The sequence below is a fragment of the Bradyrhizobium sp. MV1.5 genome, from assembly GCF_055807615.1.
In genome coordinates, this window is the sequence record NZ_JBVVPL010000003.1 from 147,105 (window position 1) to 169,604 (window position 22,500).

Here is a 22,500-nt window from a genome sequence, read left to right on the forward strand (position 1 = left end):
CCCCGTGGGGGTTTCGGGGGCGCCTCCGCCGGGTTGGGGGGGTTTTCCCCCCAAACCAACCCCCCCCCCCCCCCCGCGGGTCTACACCCCCCCCCCCGCCCCCCCCCCGCGGGGCCCCGCCACCCTCTCCCACAAGGGGAGAGGGGAAATCTAGTTCGCGGCCCCAGTGCTTCGCCACATCGATTGAGGCCGACAAACCGGACTCCACTTCGCCTCAAAACGTCCTAAAATCACCTCCGGGAAGGGATCACCGACATCGCATGACCGCGCCGACCGACGATCGATCGCCGAAACTGCCGCGCGGCTGGCTGCGCGCGGCGGTGATGTCGACGATTGCGCTCGCCTTCGTCGGCGCGGCGGCGGGCTTCATCGCGTTTCTGTCGCAATTGCGGGGCGCCGAGATCGCGCCGGACCGCAAGGCGGACGGCATCGTAGTTCTGACCGGCGGCTCCTCGCGGGTGTCGGATGCGATGGAGCTGCTCGCTGCCGGTTACGGCAGGAGGCTCCTGATCTCCGGTGTGCATCCGACCTCGACGGCGAGCGACATCTCCCGGACGCTGCCGGAGAACCAGTCCTTCATGCGTTGCTGCGTCGATCTCGACCGCACGGCGGTCTCGACCCGCGGCAATGCCGCGGAAGCGCGGCGCTGGGCCGCGGGACGCGGCTTCAAATCGCTGATCGTGGTGACCTCGAACTATCACATGCCGCGCGCGCTCGTGGAATTCTCGCATGCGATGCCGGAGACGACACTGATCCCGTTCGTGGTGGTCGGCGACAAATGGCGCGAGGAGCCGTGGTGGACCTCGGCGTCCACCTTGCGGCTGCTCCTGTCGGAATACGTCAAGTACATCGCGGCCGAGCTCAGGGTGCGGTTGGAGGATTTCGGGATTGACCTTTCGCCCGAGATGTCGGAGCAGCCTTCCGGGCTGCAGCCGAAGCGGCCCGCCACCGCACAGGCCAATTGATCGGCAACTGATCGGCAATTGATCGGATCCTCGATGTTCTTGATTTTCCTGCGATCACTCGTGTTCAACGTGCTGTTCTACGCCGTGCTGGTGTGCCTCGCGATCGTGGCGCTGCCGACCTTCGCATTGCCGCCGCGCGCCATGCTCACGGTCGCGCAATGGTGGGCGAAGGCGACGCTGTTTCTGATGCGGGCCGTCTGCAACATCAAGGTGGAATTCCGCGGCCTCGAAAGGATACCGACGGGACCATTGGTCGTCGTGGCGAAGCACCAGTCGTTCTGGGAGACGTTCGTCTTGCCGGGCTTTTTCAACCGTCCGATCTTCATCCTCAAGCGTCAACTCATGCAGATCCCGGTGTTCGGCCAGTTCCTGGTCAAGACCGGTATGATCGCGATCGACCGCAACGCCGGCGTCAAGGCGCTGCTGGACATGACGCGGCGTGCGCGGGAAGCGGTGCGCAGCGGCGCGCAGCTCGTGATCTTTCCCGAAGGCACGCGCCGCGCTCCGGGCGCGCCCCCGGACTACAAGAGCGGATTCGCGCAGATCTATTCGTCCTGCGGCGCGCAGTGCCTGCCGATCGCGCTCAATTCCGGCCTGTTCTGGCCGCGCCGCACCTTCATGCGCTATCCCGGCACGCTGGTGGTGGAGTTCCTCGATCCGCTGCCGCCGGGCTTGCCCAAGGACGAGTTTCTCTCCCGTGTGCAAACGGTGATCGAAGACGCGACCGGCCGCCTCGTCGAAGCGGGCCGCAAGGAGCAGGAGCAGCTGATCGGCTCGGCGCCGAGCTATGCGCCGTCGGAGAGCTAGCGGTTTTCCCGATCGTCCACCGGAGCCGGCGCGTGCTGAGAATGCGCATCACCATGCAGCATCATGGCAAGCTGATGCAGCGGCGCATCGCGAAAACCTTCGGCCTCGATCGCCCTCACCGTCGCGGTCACGTAGTCGCGGTTGGCGCCGGACTGGCCGTGGCCCTGGAGCACGTGGCGATGCTGGTCGGTGAGCGACAGCCGGCCGGCATATTGCACATGGCCGCGATCGACGACATAGGCGAGCGCGGAGACGCGCTGCCGCGCGTCGTTCTCCAGCCACACCGAGCGCATGACTTCGCGATAGACCGACGTCACCTGCTCGCGCGCGCGCAAATAGGCGACGACGTCGGCGCGGTTCTTTTCGGCGACGCGGAAGGCGATGCCGCGACAGGCGCCGCCGCGGTCGAGTCCGAGCACCAGACCCGGCTTCTCCGGCGTGCCACGGTGGACGAAGGAATAGACACAGAGCGCACGATGCTCGCCGACCAGCCGCGCCGGGACGCGCTCCTCGAATTCGAAGCCCGGCCGCCACATCAGCGAGCCGTAGCCGAACACCCAGAGGTCGCCTTTGGCTGTGGTGACGGAGGGGAGGGTGATTTCCGACATTTCGGGCACGGCTACCAGAACCGCGCCCCCAAGCGAAGCGAATTCTCAGCCTTTCGTCGCAGCCGCACCTCGCTTACATTTGACAAAATCAGGGGTCAAAGGATCGCCGCATGTCCGATATGACCGTTGCCGCGCGCCGGCGCTCCCGCTGGGGCCTTTTCATCGCCCCTGTCATCCTCCTGATCCTCGCGGTGGCGTGGAGCTGCTTCTGGTTCTATGCGGCGTCGCAGGCCGAAATCGCCGCCGACGCCTGGCGCGCGCAGGAGGCCAGATCCGGCCGCGTCTATGATTGCGCCAAGCGCTCGATCGCGGGCTTCCCCTTCCGCTTCGAGGTCCAATGCTCCGGCGCCAGCGTCGCCCTGGTGTCGCAGAACGCCAGCAAGACGCCGTTCACGGCGAAGCTCGACAACATCCTGGTTGTCGCCCAGGTCTACGATCCCAAGCGCGTCATCGCCGAATTCACCGCACCCGCGACGCTCACTGACGGCGTCACGCAAAGCACCTTCGTCGTGAACTGGAGCAAGGGCCGCAGCAGCGTGTTCGGCCTGCCCGCCGTGCCGGAGCGCGCCTCCATCGTGTTCGAGGAACCAACCGTCAACCGGGTCGACGGCAGCGTGCAGGTGCCGCTCGCGCGCGCAAAACAGGTCGAGCTGCATGGGCGCCTCGCGGATGGATCGCCGTCCGACCATCCCGTGATCGAGACCGTGCTCCAGATCGCGCAGGGCAGCATCCAGGGCGTTCATCCGCTGCTCGCTGAGCCATTCGAGGCCGACACGCGGGCGAAGATCACCGGACTATCCGACCTCACGCCAAAGCCGTGGCCGCAGCGCTTCCGCGAGATCCAGGCCGCCGGCGGCCATATCGAGATCGTGCAGTCCCGGATCCAGCAGGGCGAGATGATCGCGGTTGCGGCCGGCACGCTCGGGCTCTCGGCCAACGGCCGTCTCGACGGCGAATTGCAAATGACAGTGACGGGCCTCGAGCGCGTGATCCCCGCGCTCGGCATCGAGAAGATGCTGGAGGAGGGGGTGCCGCAGGCGACCCTCGATCGCGTTGCGCCCGGCGTGAAGTCACAGGACCTCAACAATCTGTTCGGTGCGCTCGACCGCGCCGTTCCCGGCCTCGGCAAAGTCATCAAGCAGAACGCCAATGCCGGCGTTGCCGCCGGCATCAATTCGATCGGCACCGAGAGCACGCTGGAAGGCAAGAAGGCTCGCAGCTTCCCGCTGAAATTCGTCGACGGCGCTGTGCTGCTCGGCCCGGTCAAGGTCGGCCAGATCCCGCCGCTGTATTGATTGCTGTAGCCCGGATGGAGCGAAGCGCAATCCGGGAATCTTGCCTCAAGCGACGGAGGTCCCGGATTACGCTTGCGCTCCATCCGGGCTACTTCAGTGCTACGGCTTGTTGCCGAGCTGCGCATGCGGCCGGCCGAAGTCGGGCGCGGCCGAATCCTGGCCGATTTCGACGATGCCGCGGCGGATGGCGCGGGTGCGGGTGAAGTGGTCGAACAGCGCCTCGCCGTCGCCGCGGCGGATCGCGCGAGTGAGCTTGGCCAGATCCTCGGTGAAGGTGCCGAGCATCTCCAGCACGGCTTCCTTGTTGGCGAGGAAGACGTCGCGCCACATCGTCGGATCGGAGGCGGCGATGCGGGTGAAATCGCGAAAGCCGCCGGCGGAGAACTTGATGACCTCGGACTCCGTCACCTGCGCCAGCTCGTCGGCGGTGCCGACGATGGTGTAGGCGATCAGATGCGGCAGATGGCTGGTGATCGCGAGCACGAGATCATGATGATCCGGCGTCATGATTTCGACCTTGGCGCCCATCGCCGCCCAGAACGCGCGCAGGCGATCGGTGGCAGCCGCATCAACGCCCTCCGGCGGGGTGAGGATGCACCAGCGGTTAATGAAGAGCTCGGCGAAGCCGGAGTCCGGACCTGAGTGCTCGGTGCCAGCAACCGGATGCGCCGGCACGAAATGAACGCCATTCGGCAGATGCGGCGCCATATCCCTGACGATGGCGCCCTTGACCGAGCCGACGTCGGAGATGATCGCGCCTCGCTTGAGATGCGCGGCGATCTCCTGTGCCACCGGCCCGCAAGCGCCGACGGGAATGCAGAGGATGACGAGATCGGCGTCCTTCACGGCTTCTGCATTGGTCGCCACGACCTGATCGACGATGCCGAGCTCGATCACGCGTGCGCGCGTCTTCTCCGAGCGCGCGGTGGTGACGATCTCGCCAGCCAGGCCCTGGAGCTTCGCAGCGCGCGCGATCGAGCCGCCGATCAGGCCGAAGCCGATCAGCGCGACGCGCTGGAAATGCGGGGTCGCGCTCATCGTCCGGCCATGAAGTCGCGCAGGCCCTCGACGACGAGGCGGTTGGCCTCCTCGGTGCCGATGGTCATGCGCAGCGAATGCGGCAGGCCGTAATTCTTCAAGCTGCGCAGCACCAGCCCGCGCTTGGTGAGGAAGGCGTCGGCGGCGTCCGAGGTCTTGCCCTCGGTCGGAAAGTGGATCAGCACGAAATTGGCGACGCTCGGCGTCACCTTCAGCCCGAGCTTGCCGATCTCCTCGGCGAGCCAGTTGCGCCAGGTCTCGGTGAACTGCTTCGACATGGCCTGGTGCTCGGTGTCCTCGATCGCGGCAACGGCAGCGTACATCGCCGGCGTCGACACGTTGAAGGGACCGCGGATGCGGTTGACCGCGTCGATGATATGCTCGGGGCCGAACATCCAGCCGATGCGCAGCGCGGCGAGACCGTGGATCTTGGAGAAGGTGTGCGTCACCACCGTGTTCTCGGTGGTCGCGACCAGCTCGATCCCCATTTCATAGTCGTTGCGCGAAACGTAGTCGCAATAGGCCGCGTCCAGCACCAGCAGCACGTGCGACGGCAGGCCGGCGCGCAGGCGCTTGACCTCGTCGAACGGCAGATAGGTGCCGGTCGGGTTGTTGGGGTTGGCGAGCCAGACCAGTTTCGTCCGCGGCGTCACGGCTTTCAGGATGGCGTCAACATCCGCGGTGAGGTTCTTCTCCGCCGCGACGACGTTCCTGGCGCCGACCGCCATGGTCGCGATCGGGTAGACGAGGAAGCCGTGCGTGGTCGAGATCGCCTCGTCGCCATGGCTCAGATAGGTGTGAGCGAGCAGGTTGAGGATCTCGTCCGAGCCGGCGCCGCAGATGATGCGGTTGGGATCGAGCCCGAAGGTGCGCCCGATCGCTTCGCGCAGCACGCGCGAGGTTCCTTCCGGATAGTCTTCCAGATGATCAGCCACGTGCTTGAACGCCTCGATCGCCCTCGGCGAGGGCCCGAACGGCGTTTCGTTGGCCGAGAGCTTGAACACCTTGCGGCCCGGCTCCGGCACCGGGGTCTTGCCGGGCGTGTAGGGAGCAATATCGAGAATGCCGGGGTTCGGCACGGGGCGGGACATCTTTAACTCCGGAATGGCTTAAGCGGTTCGCGACTTACGATTTCGACCCGGTCGGGGGCACCGTATAGCGCGTTGCGTGGCTGCCGACGAGGGCCGTGGAGCGCACCGAGGCACCCGCTTCGATCAGGGCAGTCTTGATTTTGTCGAGGCTGCTCGTCGCGGTGACCGAGACCAGCAGCGCGGCGCCGTCGAAGGCGGTATCGGGCACCGCCACGATCTCGGCGAGCGGCGACAGGGCGCGCGCGACCTCGGCGTTCCACCCCGACACGCGCACGCTGAAGGTCTCGACCTCCGTCACCAGGGCGCTGTCGGCGACGCGCGAGACCGCGAACACGGGCAACGCCGCCGGATGGTCGGCGCGCTCGACGAAAGGCAGCCGTGCGATGATCTTCGGTGCGCCTTCTGCTTCCAGCTCCAGCCACCATGGTGTGCGGCTGGAGGTCGCCGAGACCAGCGCAAGGTCGCCCTTGGATTTCGCCACCGCCTCGACCGCTGCTTGCGCGCTGAAATGCGCGACGTAAGGCACGGTGAATCCGAAATGGAAGCGTACGGAATCGCGCATCGCGGGCTCGCTTGCCGAAATGTCGGCATGCACGGAGAACGGCGCCTGAACGTAAGTGAACGTCGCGATGATGACGCGCCAGATGCTCTCGACGGTGTCGAGCGGCAGGATGCCGCGATGGCGCTGGACGAGGTCACGCATCATGGCGGCCTCGCGCGCCGGACGGAACGCCGAGCCGACCTCCTGGGTCTGCTTCACCTGGATCAGGCGGTCGATGATGTCGCCGCGCTGCATCAGCAGGCGATGCATGCCCTCGTCGATCGCGTCGATCTCCTTGCGCAATTCCTGGAGCGATGGTGGCGCGGGCGGACGTTGGGACATGTCTGTGAGGTGCTGTTGCGAGGCGTTCCAATGCGGATCAGTCGAGCCGTCACCGCTGCGATGGATGTCCTGATTAGGCAGTCGGGGCTGCGAAAGCAAAGAGAATTGCAATGGGAAATCGGGCCTTTTCCGCCCGCGGCGCGACGGGCGAATTTGGGCGATCCGGGCCGCGACTTGACGAAAACCGCCTGAGACGGTAGTTTTTACCCGTTCCGTGGTCATTTGAGCCGGCCGGCTTGCAGCCACGTTAAAAAACTCGCTAAACAGGCCGGGGACGCTTTCGATCCCGGCCGAACCTATCGTTCAGGCCGGGTTTTTCATGGCCTGATGTCAATGCGGTCACTTCTACGATCGCAAACGAGGTCGATGGTCAGATGGTTGGCGTCCAGTCAATTCCGAGTCCCGCGATCACCGCCGACGAGCGGTCGCACGAGGTGGATCATCCGAGCTCGCAGCTCGCGCAGTTCGGCTCGGAGCAGCCGCTGCGGCTCGATTGCGGGGTCGATCTCAGCCCGTTCCAGATCGCCTACCAGACTTACGGCGAGCTGAATGCCGATCGCTCCAATGCGATCCTGATCTGCCATGCGCTGACCGGCGACCAGCACGTCGCCAATGTGCACCCTGTCACCGGCAAGCCCGGCTGGTGGGAGACCTTGGTCGGCCCCGGCCGACCGCTCGATCCCAGCGAGTATTTTATCATCTGCTCCAACGTGATCGGCGGCTGCATGGGCTCGACCGGTCCGGCTTCGATCAATCCCGCGACCGGCAAGGTTTGGGGTCTCGATTTCCCCGTCATCACCATCCCCGACATGGTGCGCGCGCAGGCGATGCTGATCGACCGGCTCGGCATCGACACGCTGTTCGCGGTCGTCGGCGGCTCGATGGGCGGCATGCAAGTGTTGCAATGGACTGCGGCCTATCCGAGCCGCGTGTTCTCCGCGCTGGCGATTGCCTGCTCGACACGACACTCGGCGCAGAACATCGCGTTTCACGAGCTTGGCCGCCAAGCGGTGATGGCCGATCCCGATTGGCACCATGGCGGCTATGCCGACCACGGCCTCCATCCGCATCGCGGGCTCGCTGTCGCCCGGATGGCGGCGCACATCACCTATCTCTCGGACGCCGCCCTGCATCGAAAATTCGGACGGCGCATGCAGGACCGCGAACTGCCGACTTTCTCGTTCGACGCCGACTTCCAGGTCGAGTCTTATCTGCGCTACCAGGGCTCGTCCTTTGTCGAGCGCTTCGACGCCAACTCCTATCTCTATCTGACCCGCGCGATGGACTATTTCGACATCGCCGGCGACCATGGCGGCGTCCTGGCGAAGGCGTTCGCGGGGATCCAGACCCGCTTCTGCGTGGTCTCCTTCACCAGCGACTGGTTGTTCCCGACCTCGGAATCGCGCGCGCTGGTGCACGCCCTGAATGCGTCGAGTGCGCGGGTGTCGTTCGCCGAGATCGAAACCGATCGCGGCCACGACGCGTTCCTGCTCGACGTGCCCGAGTTCTTCGACATCGGCCGTGCCTTCCTGCAATCGGCAGGCAAGGCGCGCGGGCTCACTGCCAAGAAAGCTTAAAGGACGGCTAGCCATGTCTGTACAGGAAGCGTTGCCGCTGGGCGGCGTTGCGACCGGGCAGCCCGGTGATTTTCGCGCCGACCATGTGCTGGTGGCCGAGATGGTCAAGCCGGGCTCGAAGGTGCTCGACGTCGGCTGTGGCGAGGGCGACCTGCTCCAGCTGCTGGAAACCCGCGGCGTCGACGGCCGCGGCATCGAGCTGTCGCGCGAGGGCGTCAACCGCTGTGTCGCCAAGGGCCTTGCAGTGGTGCAGGGCGATGCCGACACTGACCTCGTGAACTATCCGGATGACGCCTTCGACTACGTGATCCTGTCGCAGACGTTGCAGGCGACGCGGCAGCCGAAAGTGGTGCTGGAGAATTTGCTGCGCATCGGCCGCCGCGCCATCGTGTCGTTCCCGAATTTCGGCTTCTGGAAGATGCGGCTCCAGCTCCTGATCGGCGGCCACATGCCGCGGACGGAGAATCTGCCGGCAAGCTGGTATGACACCGCCAACATCCATTTCTGCACCATCAAGGATTTCGTCGAGCTTTGCGACGCGATCGACGTCAAGATGGAACGTGCCGAGGCGCTCGACCTCTACGGCCGTCCGCTGCGGCTGCGGATGCCCTGGTGGGTGTGGAATCTGTTCGGCGAGCAGGGCGTGTTCTTGCTGACGCGAGGCGGCAGGAAGTAGGATTCCCGTAGCCCGGATGAAGCGTAGCGCAATCCGGGATTCTATCCGCGGAGGCGAAGGCCCCGGATTACGCTTGCGCTCCATCCGGGCTACGCGACGGCGCGTATGATGACGTCTTCGCGCTAATGCGCCGCCAACGTCCGCGCATCGCGCACCGGCCATCTTCCCGCTTCCACCAGCGTGACGAACCGTTCCACCGCTTCGTTGAATAGGGCGGGCTCTTCGAGATTGAGCACGTGGCCGGACTTCGGAAACATGGCGAGCCCTGCCGCAGGCAGATGCTTCTTCAGGAACAGGCTTGCGCCCACGCACGGATCGTCCTCGTCGCCGCAGATGATGAGTGCCGGCGTCGTGGCGGCCCTGATCGCGTCCGTGATCGTAAAGATCGAGGGACGGCCGGCCTGGAAGCCGCGCATCGTCCGCGCCGATCCCTGGGCGTCGTGCCGCGCCAGGGCGGCGTAGAAATCGGCGTGGCCGCGCGGGTCCTTCACCAGGAAGGGAATCCGGCTCGGCGCCTCGCGCGTGACTTTTGCGACTTCGGTCGAGCCGAGCATCTCGAATTGCTCCGCGTTGGCGCGGCACTGCTGGCGCCAGGCGTCGAGGTTCTCGATCTCCGAGCCTGAGCCGACGCCGGCGAGCGTCATCGACAGCGCACGTTGGGGCGCGTTGAGCCCGATCTGGAGCGACGAATAGGCCCCCATCGAGAGGCCGACGAAGTGCGCGCGTTCGATCTTGAGATGATCGAGCACCGCGAGCGCATCGGTGTAGAAATGCGTGTAGCCGTAGACCTCGCCATCAGGGACGTCCGATGGCGTGTAGCCGCGCGCGGAATAGGTGATGCAGCGATGGCCGCGCGAGAAGTAGCGCATCTGCGGCTCCCAATTGGTGTAGTCGGCCGCGAATTCGTGCAGAAAAAGTATCGGCGTGCCCGTGCCTGCTTCTTCGAAATAGAGGCGGCAATTGTCTTTCGTGAGGGCGTGAGGCATCCGGTTTTCTCCCTGAGGTGGCTGCGGCATTGGAATGCCGTCCTGCGGTCAGCGCATACGATCCTAACACTTGTTAATCATCGTCCAAATTCTTCGGGACCGCGTCTTGTTCTTGCCACATCGGGATACTGATACAGCCCGCGGATGTCGGCCACCGCACGGGCCGATTGGGAAGTGGGGGTGTCAACGAAGGATGAAGAATGTTCGAGTTGTTTGCGTCTCGCCTGTCGCGCTGTGTCGTCGCGCTGGCTGTTTTCTTCGCGGCGGTCGCCGCGCTCACCTCTCCGGCGTCAGCACGATCTCATCGTCATAGCGCAGAGCGGCACGCTTACGCGCATCACGCCAGCAGACATCATCATTTCCGGTATCATGCACGCAGCTCGCGCTTCGAGCGCGGTGCGGCGCAATTGCAGGCGAGCGGCTTCGGCAACACCTTCGCCAGCTATGACCCGAACGCCAATAGCGGCGGCATCGCCATGAGTGGAAGCGGTGGAATGGCCATGATGGGCAGCGGTGGAATGGTTACCAGCGGTGGGATGACCACGCGCGCCAGCCGTCGAATCGCCACGAGGCGTGGGGGTGGGATGGCCATCAACGCGAATGTTGGCGGCTTGGCCAATAGCGCGACGAGCAGCGGCGGCTTCGGCGGCGGGTCGGGCCTCGTGTCCGAGGCACGCCGCTATGTCGGCGGCAATCCGACCGGGCGCGGCAGCCTGTGGTGCGCGCGGTTCATGAACATGGTGCTTGAGAAGACCGGTCACCGTGGCACCGGCTCCGATATGGCGAATTCGTTCGCGCATTACGGCACGCGCGTCTCCGGTCCGCAGGTCGGCGCCATCGCGGTCATGTCGCGCGGCGGCCGGGGCGGTCATGTCGGCATCGTCACCGGCGTCGACGCGCAGGGCAATCCGATCATGATCTCCGGCAACAACGGCAACCGCGTCCGCGAAGCACCGGTCTCGCGCGGCCGGATCTATGCGTATGTGATGCCGAACTGACGGCCTCATTGCGAGCGAAGCGAAGCAATCCAGAAGCCCTCCGCGGGTGCCCCCTGGATTGCTTCGTCGCTTCGCTCCTCGCAATGACGGAGTACGGGCCGCGTCACACCAGCTTCGGCTCTTCCAACGCAACCGTATCGCCCACGCCGATGTCGCCGTCGGCGATCACCTCGGCATAGATGCCGCAGTCCATGTGGCCGAGATTGCTCGATAGCGTGGCCGGGATTTCGAGATCGCGCCTGGCGGTATCAGGCTCGACATTAGTGGCCGGGCAGCGCTTGATGCGCTTGACCACTTGCAGCCGGGCCTGTCCGATCGCCAGCGTCTGGCCGACGAGGTCGAGCTCGGACCAGGCCGGCCAGCCCTTCACGTAGAGATTGGCGCGGAAGCGCAGCGGGTGGACGGCGGTGCCGCCGAGCATGGTCTCGAGCGCGCGGACGCTGTCGAGATTGATGATGGACACGACCTTGCGGGCGACATCGGAAAAGCTGTGGTCGCGGCCGGACAGGATCTTGGGCGGGCCCTTCAGCTCCGGCTGGAAGTTCTCGCTGAAATAGCCCTCGATGGCGGCGCGCCCGGCGGCGGTCTCGAGGTCGCCGCTGGCGACGATCTGGCCGTCCTTGCGGATGGTCAGGCGGTTGGTCGCGTCCTCGAACCGGCTCTCGAGCGAAGCCAGCCGCTCATTGCGCGCCAGCATCAGGAACTGGATCTTCGGCTTCCACTGCGGCTCTTCCGGATCGAAGCCGCTGGGGCCGTTCTCGATGGCGTAGCGGCGGTCGGCAGGCAGGGTCTGGCCGGCTCGCAGGGAGACGCGGGGCAGGGGCTCCGGCGTCAGGCCCTTGATCGGGTAGCGGTAGAGGCCGGTGATCTCGGCGGTCTGGCTGGCTGTGATTGCGCTCGGTGTCATGCCGCTACTTAGGGGATTCGGCCCACGGGCGCCAAGCGGGCGGATATGCGCACGAAATTGTGAACTCGCCTCTTCCGGTCCGAGGCCTCGCTTCCCACATCTGGGTCAGGCCGGCGCCAGCGCCGGCTGATAACGACCGTTGCCGGTTGAGAAACGTCAATGCGGTCATCGGAAACCCAATGAAGATGCCGTTTGGAGTGCCTTTGAGGGCTCCAGGGGCAGGCCGAGGGAAAGATCACGATATGAACATCGAAAAATACACCGAACGCTCCAGGGGCTTCGTCCAGTCCGCGCAGTCGCTTGCGGTGCGCGAAGGGCACCAGCAGTTTTCGACCCTGCACGTCCTGAAAGGATTGCTGGACGACAATGAAGGCCTCGCCGCCGGTCTGATCGACCGCGCCGGCGGCAATTCCCGCGCAATCCTGAAGGCGACCGAGGACGCCCTGAACAAGGTGCCGAAGGTCTCTGGCGGCGGTGCCGGCCAGATCTACCTGGCGCCCGAGCTCGCCCGCACCTTCGACGCCGCCGAAAAGGCCGGCGAGAAGGCCGGCGACAGCTTTGTCACGGTCGAGCGGCTGCTGCTCGGCCTGGCGCTGGAGAAGACCAGCGAGGCGGGCACGATCCTGGCCAAGGGCGGCGTCACCCCACAAAACCTCAACGCGGCGATCGAAGCGCTGCGCAAGGGCCGGACCGCGGACTCCGCGACGGCCGAGAACGCGTATGACGCGCTGAAGAAATATGCCCGCGACCTGACCCAGGCGGCGCGCGACGGCAAGCTCGATCCGGTCATCGGCCGTGACGAGGAGATCCGCCGCACGATCCAGGTGCTGTCGCGCCGGACCAAGAACAATCCCGTCCTGATCGGCGAGCCCGGCGTCGGCAAGACCGCCATCGCCGAGGGCCTGGCGCTGCGCATCGTCAACGGCGACGTGCCGGAGAGCCTGAAGGACAAGAAGCTGCTGTCGCTCGACCTCGGCTCGCTGATTGCAGGTGCAAAATATCGCGGCGAGTTCGAGGAGCGGCTGAAGGCCGTGCTCCAGGAGGTGACCGGGAGCGAGGGCAATTTCGTCCTGTTCATCGACGAGATGCACACGCTGATCGGCGCCGGCAAGGGCGATGGCGCGATGGACGCGTCCAATTTGCTCAAGCCTGCACTCGCCCGCGGCGAGCTGCACTGCATCGGCGCCACCACGCTCGACGAGTACCAGAAGCACGTCGAAAAGGACGCGGCGCTGGCGCGGCGTTTCCAGCCGATCTTCGTCAGCGAGCCCTCGGTCGAGGATACGATCTCGATTCTGCGCGGGCTGAAGGACAAGTACGAGCAGCACCATGGCGTGCGGATCACCGATTCCGCGCTGGTCGCCGCCACGACGCTGTCCAACCGCTACATCACCGACCGCTTCCTGCCGGACAAGGCCATCGACCTCATGGACGAGGCGGCCGCGCGGCTCAAGATGCAGGTCGATTCCAAGCCGGAAGAGCTGGATTCGATGGATCGGGAAATCATCCGGCTGAAGATCGAACAGGAAGCATTGAAGAAAGAGAGCGATGCCGGTTCGAAGAGCCGCCTGCAGACGCTGGAGAAGGAGCTGGCCGACCTCGAGGAGAAATCCGCGGCGCTCACGGCACGCTGGAGCGCGGAGAAGAACAAGCTCTCCGACGCCCAGAAGCTGAAGGCCGAGCTCGACGGCTTGCGGGTCGAACTTGCCAACGCGCAGCGGCGCGGTGAATTCCAGAAGGCCGGTGAGCTGGCCTATGGCCGGATCCCCGAGCTCGAAAAGCAGCTTGCGGAGATCGAGGCCAAGGAGAATTCCGGCGAGATGATGGAGGAGGCGGTCACCGCCAACCACATCGCGCAAGTGGTCTCGCGCTGGACCGGCGTGCCCGTCGACAAGATGCTCGAAGGCGAAAAGGACAAGCTCCTGAGGATGGAGGACTCGCTCGGCAATCGCGTCGTCGGCCAGGCCGAAGCCGTGCATGCAGTCGCGACCGCCGTGCGCCGTTCGCGCGCGGGGCTGCAGGACCCGAACCGGCCGACCGGCTCGTTCATGTTCCTGGGACCCACCGGCGTCGGCAAGACCGAGCTGACGAAGGCGCTCGCCGAATATCTGTTCAACGACGAGACCGCGATGGTCCGCCTCGACATGTCCGAGTACATGGAGAAGCACTCGGTCTCGCGGCTGATCGGCGCGCCTCCGGGCTATGTCGGCTATGACGAGGGCGGTGCGCTGACCGAAGCGGTGCGGCGCCGGCCCTACCAGGTGGTGCTGTTCGACGAGATCGAGAAGGCGCATCCTGACGTGTTCAACGTGCTGTTGCAGGTGCTCGACGACGGCCGCCTCACCGACGGCCAGGGCCGCACCGTCGACTTCCGCAACACGCTGATCATCATGACCTCGAACCTCGGTTCGGAGTTTCTGGTGAACCAGCCGGAAGGCGAGGACACCTCGGCCGTGCGCGAGCAGGTGATGGGAATGGTGCGGTCGCACTTCAGGCCAGAGTTCTTGAACCGCGTCGATGAGATCATCCTGTTCCACCGCTTGCAGAGGAGCGAGATGGGCCGGATCGTCGAAATCCAGTTCGCGCGGCTGCAGAAGCTTCTGACCGATCGCAAGATCGTGCTGACGCTCGACGCTGCCGGCCGCGACTGGCTCGCCGCCAAGGGCTGGGATCCCGCCTACGGCGCACGACCGCTCAAGCGCGTGATCCAGCGTCACGTCCAGGATCCGCTCGCCGAGATGATCCTGGCCGGCGACGTCAAGGACGGCGATACCGTTGCGATCTCGTCCGAAGGCAACGTGCTGACCTTCAACGGCAAGGCGCCGCAGACCGCGGAGATCGCCCAGTTCGAGGCGCCGGTGTCGAAGCGGAAGTTGAACTGAGCGCCGGCATTCGACGCCTGAAGCAACAAGCCGCCCCGGAGAGGTCAGTCTTTCCGGGGCGATTTGTCTTGCGGGTTGTCGGCGAACTTACTGCGGCGACCTATTTCTTCGTGACCTTGTAGATCGCGTTCTCGATGTCAGACGAGAAATAGATCGTGCCGGATTCCCCGATGCCGACGCCCGTCGGAATATGCGTCGGCAGCCCTCCGGGCGCACCCGTCAGGCCGAATGGAAGATGGCCGCGATCTCGGTGATTGTGCCGCTCTCCGGTGCGATCTCGATCAACCGCTTCGCACCAACCTCCGCCACGATCAGCTTGCCGTCGCTGGCGCGGGCGATGCCTTCGGGCATTTTCAGGTCCTTGGCGATGACCGTCTTTTCGCCGTTGCTCTCGATCATCGAGACGACACCGGAAAAGGCTTCGGTCAGATAGACCTCACCGCGCGATCCGACGACGAGCCCGACCGGGCCCTCGAGGCCACCGATCAGCGGGGTGCGATCCCTGCCGTGCTCGCCGCTGACACGGACCAGCGACTTGGTGCCGAGCTCGGCCACCAGGATGCTGCCGTCCGCGAGCACGAGCGCGTCGTGCGGCGCCTTGAAGCCGTGTAGCATGTTGCGCGTGGCTCCGGTCTTGCCGTCGACCACCTGCACCGTGCCGGTGAACCAGCTCGACAGCACCACGTCGTTGCCCTTCGCCGTCGCGCTCATCGGATATTCGAGCGTGACGCCGGCGGCGTGCATGCGCGCCTTCTCGGTGACCTCGCCGGTCGCGCCGTCCACCGTGCGATAGGCGAACACGTCGGCGACGTGGATCGTATCCTTGCCGCTCTCCGACGTGACGCCGATGCCGCCGGGTAAGGCGAGCTTGCCGATGATGACCTGCCGCGCCTGGCCTGTCGCCGGATCGACCTCCTGGATGCCGTTGTCGGCCATGTTGGAGACGTAGATTCGGTCCTTGTCGTCGATCGCGAGATTGTCCAGCGACGGCTTCAATTGCGCGACCATGGTCTTGGCGCCCGATTTGGGATCGACGCTAACGAGTTGCCCGAGCGCGGTGTCGACCACCCAGAGATTGCCCCTGGAATCGAAGTTCACCGCGGCCGGGACCTTGAAGCCGTCGGCGACGACGGTCAGCTCGGCCTTGTCGACGTCGACCTTTGCGATCTGTCCCTTGAACCAGAGCGGACCATAGAGCTTGTCGTCGGGACCGAACTCGAAGCCGTTGAGGCCGCCCATCTTCTCCATGATCTGGCGCGGCGGTTTGACGCCCTCGACGTCGATCTCATAGAGCGTGTCGCCGAGGAAGACGGTGGTGGCGTACAGCCGGCCGTCCTTGCGGAAGGCGAGCGAGTTGATGCCGGGAAGGCCGGAAGCGAGTTTCTTGATCGGCCGTCGCCCTTGCGCGAATAAAGATCGCCGGCCAGGAATCCGGTCCAGGCCATGGTGCCGTCGGGGGCGAATGCGATGTCGTCGGCCATTCCGATCGGGGCGGGGATTGCAACCTTCGCGCTACCGCCAGCAATGTCGACCTCGTAGAGCGCCGCGCCCGCGACGCTGCCGGCAAACAGATGGCCGGCCTTGTCGATCGCAAGCCCGTGCACGCCGTGGAACGCCGAGCCTGGTGACCTCCCAGTTTTCGGCCGAAACGCTGGTGGCGGAGACGATCGCAGCGACGAAGGTTGCGCAGGCGAGCCTGTTCTTCATGGCGAGACCTCCCATTTTTTGGAAAGTATTCGCTCCTCATGCCGCTTTAGCAAACGAAACTTGACGTTGTGATGCGGCCAAGCGGGCCTGGCGCGACGACGTCAAATCCGGATCGTGTTTGAAGATGACCGGCCGATCTAGGCCGGTCGCCGGCTTTACCGGTTCGTCACCTGCAACGGTCCGCCGGTGGCGTCCGACATCCGGGCGATGGCGCCGGCGCGGCCGCTCATCATGCCGTCGAGCCGGTCGCGCTCCTTCTCGAAGCCGGCCAGCATCGGCCCTTCCAGCGAGCGGCCGCGCGGCAGTTTCACGCGCAGCGGATCGACGAAGCGGCCGTTGACCAGGATTTCGTAGTGGACGTGCGGGCCGGTCGACGCGCCGGTCGAACCGACGAAGCCGATCACCTGGCCCTGCCGCACCTTCTTGCCGGGCTCCATGCCCTTGGCAAAGGCCGACATATGGCCATAGGCGGTCTCGTAGCCGTTGTTGTGCTTGATGCGGATGTATTTGCCGTAGCCGCCCTCGGGGCCGGCCTTCTCGATCACGCCGTTGCCGGAGGCGAAGATCGGCGTGCCGTAGGAAGTGGCCCAGTCGACCCCGGTATGCATTTTCACAAAGCCGAGGATGGGGTGACGGCGGCCGCCGAAGCCGGAGCGCATGATGGCATTGTTGACGGGCTTGCGCACCAGGAACTTCTTCGCGCTCTTGCCGGTCTCGTCATAGTAGTCGACGACGCCGTCGTCGGGGCTCTGGTAGCGGTAGTATTTCTTGGTCTCACCGCCGAGCGTGAGCGAAGCGAACAGCACGTCGTTCTTTTCGATCGCGGTCACGCCTTCGTCTTCGCCGGCGTAGAACACGTCGAATGAATCGCCCGGCGCCACCTTGCGCTGGAAATCGACGTCGTAGGAATAGATCTTGATCATGTCGTCGATGACGGGCATCGGCACTTTGTTGCGCATCGCGGTCTCGTAGATGCTCTGGTAGAGTCGCACGCCCGTGCCGTCATCGTCGTCATCGTCGTCGCTGTTGGCGTTCGCCGCCGCGTCGGCGACGGTGTTCATGCTGGAGACGTCGACCGCGACGTATTTGCCGAGATCGGACAGCGCCGCGATCGCCTCGACCATGGTCTCGTTGGCGATCACGACGCGGTAGGGTTGCAGACGGGCGCCGGGGCTGGCGGGCGCCATCAGGATGCGCAGCTTCTCGCCTTCCTTCAGGCCGCCGTCGCGGCCGCGCGGACCGAGCGTCGCGGTGATCGCCTTGATCTCCTCGGCCGTGGCGCCGAGATCGCGCAGCACGCCGGCGACGCTGTCGCCCTTCTTGACCACGTGGACGCGTTCGCCGTTGGGATTGCCGCCGGTGATCTGTTCCTTGGTCTTCGGCAGCAGCGTGACGTTTTCCGGCACCACGCGCGTCTCGAAGCCGGCATAGGGATCGGACGGCGACACTTCGGTGGCGTAGGCGCTTCTGATCTCGGACGGGCCGGTCGCGCCGGAGACGTCGGCCGCAGCATTGGAGAGCGCGGCGTAGCGCACCCCGCCATTGCCGCGCCAGTTGGCGGCATCGCGGACCCGCATCAGGATGTCGTCGAGCGCCACCACTGCGGAAATCTTGGCTTTCGGCAGCACCTGGGAGAGGTCCTTGGTGACGAACGAGACCTCGGCGTCGGGTTCGACGGCTTCTGGATTGTTGGGATCCTCGGATGCCGTCTTCGGATCGGAGCCGACATCGGTGAGAAGGCGCTGGGCGTTGAAAGGCGGGATCTTTGCCGACAGGTCGCTCGTCGTCATCGACAGATTGCCGGCAATCCGGATGAAGGGACGCACCCGCATCACGTCGCGGTTGCCGACGCGAGCGACGGTCGAGACGCGCACAATGTTGCGCGAGGCCGTGGATTCGCTCGGCGGCGGCAGGCGGTCGCTCTTGTGCAGCGTGGCGGCGCGGTCGGCTGCGCCGAATGCGCCGCGCAGCGCGCCTTCGACGCGCTCCGGCACCTTGGCGAAGGTCATCTCGCCGTCGAGCGAAGCGAAAACGGCGCCGCCGATCAGGGCTGCGCCGCAAAGTCCGGTTAGAATCGTCCCGCTGAACCATTGCACCGAGACGCGGCGGCGATCGATGACCGCGGCTTCGGAACCATCGACGGACAGCGGCGGCTCGTGGCCGAGATCGATGATCCCGGTCTCACGCCCGTAAGCGCCGCGTGACGTCCTGTGGTTCAACCCAAGTCCCCCAATCAACGACCCGAGAGCCCGATTTCGAGCCCCTCCTTACGCCGCCCTCTTCAGGGCGTCTCTGGAAAAGGCAAGCCGCATAGGCGTCCGCGGTCAGAAGGCCCAGATGACGGACCGGCCGAAATTACGAACAGCTAAGCGGAAAAAGATCTCTCGATGTGTCTCGAATGTCTGAAGAAGGCTGCTTCATCGGATGATCGCCTTCCTCTGACCCCACACAAACCGCCGGCAGCCCCCACTGGCATCCCTGCGATTCAAGCTTTGTCTGTACCAGAACGCCGGGGGATTGTGGCTCAAGTACGGCGCCTAATATGGAAAAGTTTCCGGAACGGCCGGGCGCCAGCGGTCTTCCAGGGACGAGCGATCCAAGTCGCGTCCAAGCCGCGTTCGAGGCGCCTCCATGCCGCCTCCGTAGCCCCCTCGAGCCCAAACTTTTTTTGAGTTTTTTCTCCGCGCCGGCCCGATCCGGCCGCTCGGCGCCCTTCTAACCCGCTGTAATCGCGCATATTTTTTCAACAATCCACCGTGCGACGATTTTCTGACAATGGTCGTTGACAACCCCGATGGGTGGGGCCTATAACCCGACCACTGAGCGCGGCGCCGCCGGGTCACTGACCAAGGCGAGCGAACGCGCCACTGATGCTCCTCACCTTGTTGAGTGACACAACAGTCGACGTAAGTCGATTGGAGTTCATCCATCGTCGGTAAGGGTGTCGGAACCCTTCCTCTCTGGAAGGTTGGGGCCTCCTGGTCCCGGGCTGTTTGACAAGTGAAGATGAAGAAAGAGAAACGTGGACGGCGGAGTCCTTGCGGGTCTCGCATTTAAAGAGCTTCGGCTTTTTGGATCGGGACCGGACGAAAGACTTCGGCGGTACACGTTTTAAGGTTACACCATCGTTGCCAGCGATGTGAATCGCGGGCAGCTCATCGACTTCGGTCGATGAAAAATGGTGGGACCTCGTCAAAACGTTGTGATCAGCCGGTTCAAAGTTCAAGTCCAACTTGAGAGTTTGATCCTGGCTCAGAGCGAACGCTGGCGGCAGGCTTAACACATGCAAGTCGAGCGGGCGTAGCAATACGTCAGCGGCAGACGGGTGAGTAACGCGTGGGAACATACCTTTTGGTTCGGAACAACACAGGGAAACTTGTGCTAATACCGGATAAGCCCTTACGGGGAAAGATTTATCGCCGAAAGATTGGCCCGCGTCTGATTAGCTAGTTGGTGAGGTAATGGCTCACCAAGGCGACGATCAGTAGCTGGTCTGAGAGGATGATCAGCCACATTGGGACTGAGACACGGCCCAAACTCCTACGGGAGGCAGCAGTGGGGAATATTGGACAATGGGCGCAAGCCTGATCCAGCCATGCCGCGTGAGTGATGAAGGCCCTAGGGTTGTAAAGCTCTTTTGTGCGGGAAGATAATGACGGTACCGCAAGAATAAGCCCCGGCTAACTTCGTGCCAGCAGCCGCGGTAATACGAAGGGGGCTAGCGTTGCTCGGAATCACTGGGCGTAAAGGGTGCGTAGGCGGGTCTTTAAGTCAGGGGTGAAATCCTGGAGCTCAACTCCAGAACTGCCTTTGATACTGAGGATCTTGAGTTCGGGAGAGGTGAGTGGAACTGCGAGTGTAGAGGTGAAATTCGTAGATATTCGCAAGAACACCAGTGGCGAAGGCGGCTCACTGGCCCGATACTGACGCTGAGGCACGAAAGCGTGGGGAGCAAACAGGATTAGATACCCTGGTAGTCCACGCCGTAAACGATGAATGCCAGCCGTTAGTGGGTTTACTCACTAGTGGCGCAGCTAACGCTTTAAGCATTCCGCCTGGGGAGTACGGTCGCAAGATTAAAACTCAAAGGAATTGACGGGGGCCCGCACAAGCGGTGGAGCATGTGGTTTAATTCGACGCAACGCGCAGAACCTTACCAGCCCTTGACATGTCCAGGACCGGTCGCAGAGATGTGACCTTCTCTTCGGAGCCTGGAACACAGGTGCTGCATGGCTGTCGTCAGCTCGTGTCGTGAGATGTTGGGTTAAGTCCCGCAACGAGCGCAACCCCCGTCCTTAGTTGCTACCATTTAGTTGAGCACTCTAAGGAGACTGCCGGTGATAAGCCGCGAGGAAGGTGGGGATGACGTCAAGTCCTCATGGCCCTTACGGGCTGGGCTACACACGTGCTACAATGGCGGTGACAATGGGACGCTAAGGGGCAACCCTTCGCAAATCTCAAAAAGCCGTCTCAGTTCGGATTGGGCTCTGCAACTCGAGCCCATGAAGTTGGAATCGCTAGTAATCGTGGATCAGCACGCCACGGTGAATACGTTCCCGGGCCTTGTACACACCGCCCGTCACACCATGGGAGTTGGTTTTACCTGAAGACGGTGCGCTAACCCGCAAGGGAGGCAGCCGGCCACGGTAGGGTCAGCGACTGGGGTGAAGTCGTAACAAGGTAGCCGTAGGGGAACCTGCGGCTGGATCACCTCCTTTCTAAGGATGGTTCTTCAGAAGCTTGCTTCTATCGAACTGTTTTAGAAACATCAGTGGCCAACGGTCGTCAGGATCGTTGAGCTGCATTGGCGGGATTTCGCCGTCTTCGTTTCTCTTTCTTCGCGGACGAACACGCGCTGGGGCTGCAACCTTGCAGAATCCCTGGTCCTTGACTGGATATGCGTTAGGGGCTTGTAGCTCAGTTGGTTAGAGCGCGCGCTTGATAAGCGTGAGGTCGGAAGTTCAAGTCTTCCCAGGCCCACCACACTCATCGAGTGAGCATTCGTCTTCTGGTTACGGGGCCATAGCTCAGCTGGGAGAGCGCGTGCTTTGCAAGCATGAGGTCGTCGGTTCGATCCCGTCTGGCTCCACCAGATGGTTTGATCACCGACTACTCATACCGTCGTCCGCGAAACATCACTTCGCACTTACTAGTCCGGATGGACAGTAAGCTGCGTGATTTCTGACATCGTAAAGAGGAGATCGATCCGAGTTGGATCGGGCAACGAGCAATTGTTGCGCGATACTTCATTATCTCCGGATCATTTCGGCGCTCGTGCGTCTTCCAGGGTAGCTCACAAGGCTGCATTGAAAGACGAGCGAGTTGTAAATGATCCTTTTAGCGAAGCTTGACCGCCTCGCTATCGGAACGATCTTACGAAGCAAGCTGGTCTTTCTAATCATTGTCCGGCTGCAGATAGCGTTCATCGAGGGCGCGTACCGCAAGGTAGTTCTGCAGACAACATTCTGCCGAGTGTGTGGACATTGATAATGAGAGCAATCAAGTGCCTTAAGGGTGTTCGGTGGATGCCTTGGCGCTGAGAGGCGATGAAGGACGTGCTACGCTGCGATAAGCCGTGGGGAGCTGCGAAGAAGCTTTGATCCATGGATTTCCGAATGGGGAAACCCACCTTCGATAGCCGGAACTCCAAGACCTCAGTCGAAAGACTGTGGTGTGGGGTTCGAACAGAAATGTGAGATGCCTAAGCCTTTAGATTTCGATCGAAGAGGTTTTGGATTTCCGGTTATCAAAAGAAGGTATGAGACTTCTGAATACATAGGAGGTTTCAAGCAAACCCAGGGAACTGAAACATCTAAGTACCTGGAGGAAAGGACATCAACAGAGACTCCGTTAGTAGTGGCGAGCGAACGCGGACCAGGCCAGTGATACATCAAAGACAATCGGAACCAGTCAGGAAAGCTGGGCCTTAGAGGGTGATAGCCCCGTACGAGTAATGCGATGATGTATCCACGAGTAAGGCGGGACACGTGAAATCCTGTCTGAACGCGGGGGGACCACCCTCCAAGCCTAAGTACTCCTCAGCGACCGATAGTGAACCAGTACCGTGAGGGAAAGGTGAA

The 22,500-nt window shown here is 63.6% G+C and carries 14 protein-coding genes, 2 tRNA genes, 2 rRNA genes, 1 pseudogene and 1 riboswitch (1 of these 20 cut by a window edge); of the genes and pseudogenes, 11 read left to right on the forward strand and 8 right to left on the reverse strand.

The features are described from left to right. The first annotated feature begins 260 nt into the window (after positions 1-260). Both AC0L2J_RS04360 and AC0L2J_RS04365 read left to right on the forward strand, forming a co-directional pair. Positions 261-965 (forward strand): YdcF family protein, encoded by a 705-nt coding sequence (locus AC0L2J_RS04360; protein ID WP_007597307.1) that lies wholly within the window; start codon positions 261-263, stop codon positions 963-965. A 33-nt stretch (positions 966-998) separates the two neighbouring features. Continuing rightward, the gene (locus AC0L2J_RS04365; RefSeq protein WP_473387412.1) at positions 999-1,772 is read left to right on the forward strand and encodes a lysophospholipid acyltransferase family protein; all 774 of its coding nucleotides are present in this window, start codon (positions 999-1,001) and stop codon (positions 1,770-1,772) included. On the opposite strand, the gene AC0L2J_RS04370 is transcribed toward AC0L2J_RS04365, so the two are convergent. Further along, on the reverse strand, positions 1,769-2,380 hold the full coding sequence (locus AC0L2J_RS04370; protein WP_473387415.1) for a gamma-glutamylcyclotransferase: 612 nt from the start codon (positions 2,378-2,380) through the stop codon (positions 1,769-1,771). The two genes, AC0L2J_RS04365 and AC0L2J_RS04370, sit on opposite strands and share 4 nt — an antisense overlap. A gap of 110 nt (positions 2,381-2,490) precedes the next feature. Between AC0L2J_RS04370 and AC0L2J_RS04375 the strand changes: the two genes are divergently transcribed. After that, a complete protein-coding gene (locus AC0L2J_RS04375; protein WP_473387417.1) occupies positions 2,491-3,675 on the forward strand; it encodes a DUF2125 domain-containing protein in 1,185 nt (394 codons plus the stop codon). Between the two features lie 99 nt (positions 3,676-3,774). On the opposite strand, the gene AC0L2J_RS04380 is transcribed toward AC0L2J_RS04375, so the two are convergent. From AC0L2J_RS04380 to AC0L2J_RS04390, 3 genes are read right to left on the reverse strand one after another with little or no spacing between them, the layout of a single operon-like run. Next, positions 3,775-4,713 (reverse strand): prephenate/arogenate dehydrogenase family protein, encoded by a 939-nt coding sequence (locus tag AC0L2J_RS04380; protein WP_473387419.1) that lies wholly within the window; start codon positions 4,711-4,713, stop codon positions 3,775-3,777. Next, positions 4,710-5,804 carry a histidinol-phosphate transaminase gene (hisC, locus tag AC0L2J_RS04385; RefSeq protein WP_473387421.1) on the reverse strand — a complete coding sequence of 365 codons (1,095 nt, stop codon included), beginning with the start codon at positions 5,802-5,804 and terminating at the stop codon, positions 4,710-4,712. The genes AC0L2J_RS04380 and hisC overlap by 4 nt, the downstream gene beginning before the upstream one ends. Positions 5,805-5,838: 34 nt before the next feature. Beyond that, the gene (locus AC0L2J_RS04390) at positions 5,839-6,687 is read right to left on the reverse strand and encodes a chorismate mutase (RefSeq protein ID WP_007615290.1); all 849 of its coding nucleotides are present in this window, start codon (positions 6,685-6,687) and stop codon (positions 5,839-5,841) included. 204 nt (positions 6,688-6,891) lie between these two features. Then, positions 6,892-6,971: riboswitch (SAM riboswitch) on the forward strand. Positions 6,972-7,061: 90 nt separating this feature from the next. On the opposite strand from AC0L2J_RS04390, the gene metX reads away from it, so the two are divergent. Beyond that, complete coding sequence (gene metX, locus AC0L2J_RS04395; protein WP_007615289.1) at positions 7,062-8,264, forward strand: homoserine O-acetyltransferase MetX; 1,203 nt, start codon at positions 7,062-7,064, stop codon at positions 8,262-8,264. A 13-nt stretch (positions 8,265-8,277) separates the two neighbouring features. Then, positions 8,278-8,940: a methionine biosynthesis protein MetW gene (gene metW, locus AC0L2J_RS04400; RefSeq protein WP_007615288.1), complete on the forward strand. Its 663-nt coding sequence runs from the start codon at positions 8,278-8,280 to the stop codon at positions 8,938-8,940. Positions 8,941-9,062: 122 nt separating this feature from the next. On the opposite strand, the gene AC0L2J_RS04405 is transcribed toward metW, so the two are convergent. Next, entirely contained in the window at positions 9,063-9,926 is an 864-nt protein-coding gene (locus AC0L2J_RS04405) for an alpha/beta fold hydrolase (RefSeq protein WP_007615287.1), read from the reverse strand. Positions 9,927-10,126: 200 nt separating this feature from the next. On the opposite strand from AC0L2J_RS04405, the gene AC0L2J_RS04410 reads away from it, so the two are divergent. Beyond that, a complete protein-coding gene (locus tag AC0L2J_RS04410) occupies positions 10,127-10,924 on the forward strand; it encodes a TIGR02594 family protein (RefSeq protein ID WP_007615286.1) in 798 nt (265 codons plus the stop codon). A gap of 103 nt (positions 10,925-11,027) precedes the next feature. Here AC0L2J_RS04410 and AC0L2J_RS04415 read toward each other — a convergent pair whose 3' ends face one another. Continuing rightward, positions 11,028-11,831 carry an MOSC domain-containing protein gene (locus AC0L2J_RS04415; RefSeq protein ID WP_007615285.1) on the reverse strand — a complete coding sequence of 268 codons (804 nt, stop codon included), beginning with the start codon at positions 11,829-11,831 and terminating at the stop codon, positions 11,028-11,030. Between the two features lie 242 nt (positions 11,832-12,073). Between AC0L2J_RS04415 and clpB the strand changes: the two genes are divergently transcribed. Then, on the forward strand, positions 12,074-14,713 hold the full coding sequence (gene clpB / locus AC0L2J_RS04420; RefSeq protein WP_007615284.1) for an ATP-dependent chaperone ClpB: 2,640 nt from the start codon (positions 12,074-12,076) through the stop codon (positions 14,711-14,713). A 100-nt stretch (positions 14,714-14,813) separates the two neighbouring features. Here the strand turns inward: clpB and AC0L2J_RS04425 are convergent. Together AC0L2J_RS04425 and AC0L2J_RS04430 are read right to left on the reverse strand one after the other, a co-directional pair. Then, positions 14,814-16,420 (reverse strand): annotated as a pseudogene (locus AC0L2J_RS04425) (hypothetical protein). A gap of 155 nt (positions 16,421-16,575) precedes the next feature. Next, positions 16,576-18,639: a M23 family metallopeptidase gene (locus tag AC0L2J_RS04430; protein WP_007615283.1), complete on the reverse strand. Its 2,064-nt coding sequence runs from the start codon at positions 18,637-18,639 to the stop codon at positions 16,576-16,578. 1,010 nt (positions 18,640-19,649) lie between these two features. Between AC0L2J_RS04430 and AC0L2J_RS04435 the strand changes: the two genes are divergently transcribed. From AC0L2J_RS04435 to AC0L2J_RS04450, 4 genes are all read left to right on the forward strand, one after another. Continuing rightward, positions 19,650-21,138 (forward strand): 16S ribosomal RNA (locus tag AC0L2J_RS04435). Between the two features lie 188 nt (positions 21,139-21,326). After that, positions 21,327-21,403, forward strand: a tRNA-Ile gene (locus tag AC0L2J_RS04440). Between the two features lie 33 nt (positions 21,404-21,436). After that, positions 21,437-21,512 (forward strand) — tRNA-Ala (locus AC0L2J_RS04445). A 405-nt stretch (positions 21,513-21,917) separates the two neighbouring features. Further along, positions 21,918-22,500: ribosomal RNA gene (locus AC0L2J_RS04450) — 23S ribosomal RNA — on the forward strand; it runs 2,290 nt beyond the window's last position. The 16S and 23S rRNA genes sit together here with 2 tRNA genes alongside, the layout of an rRNA operon.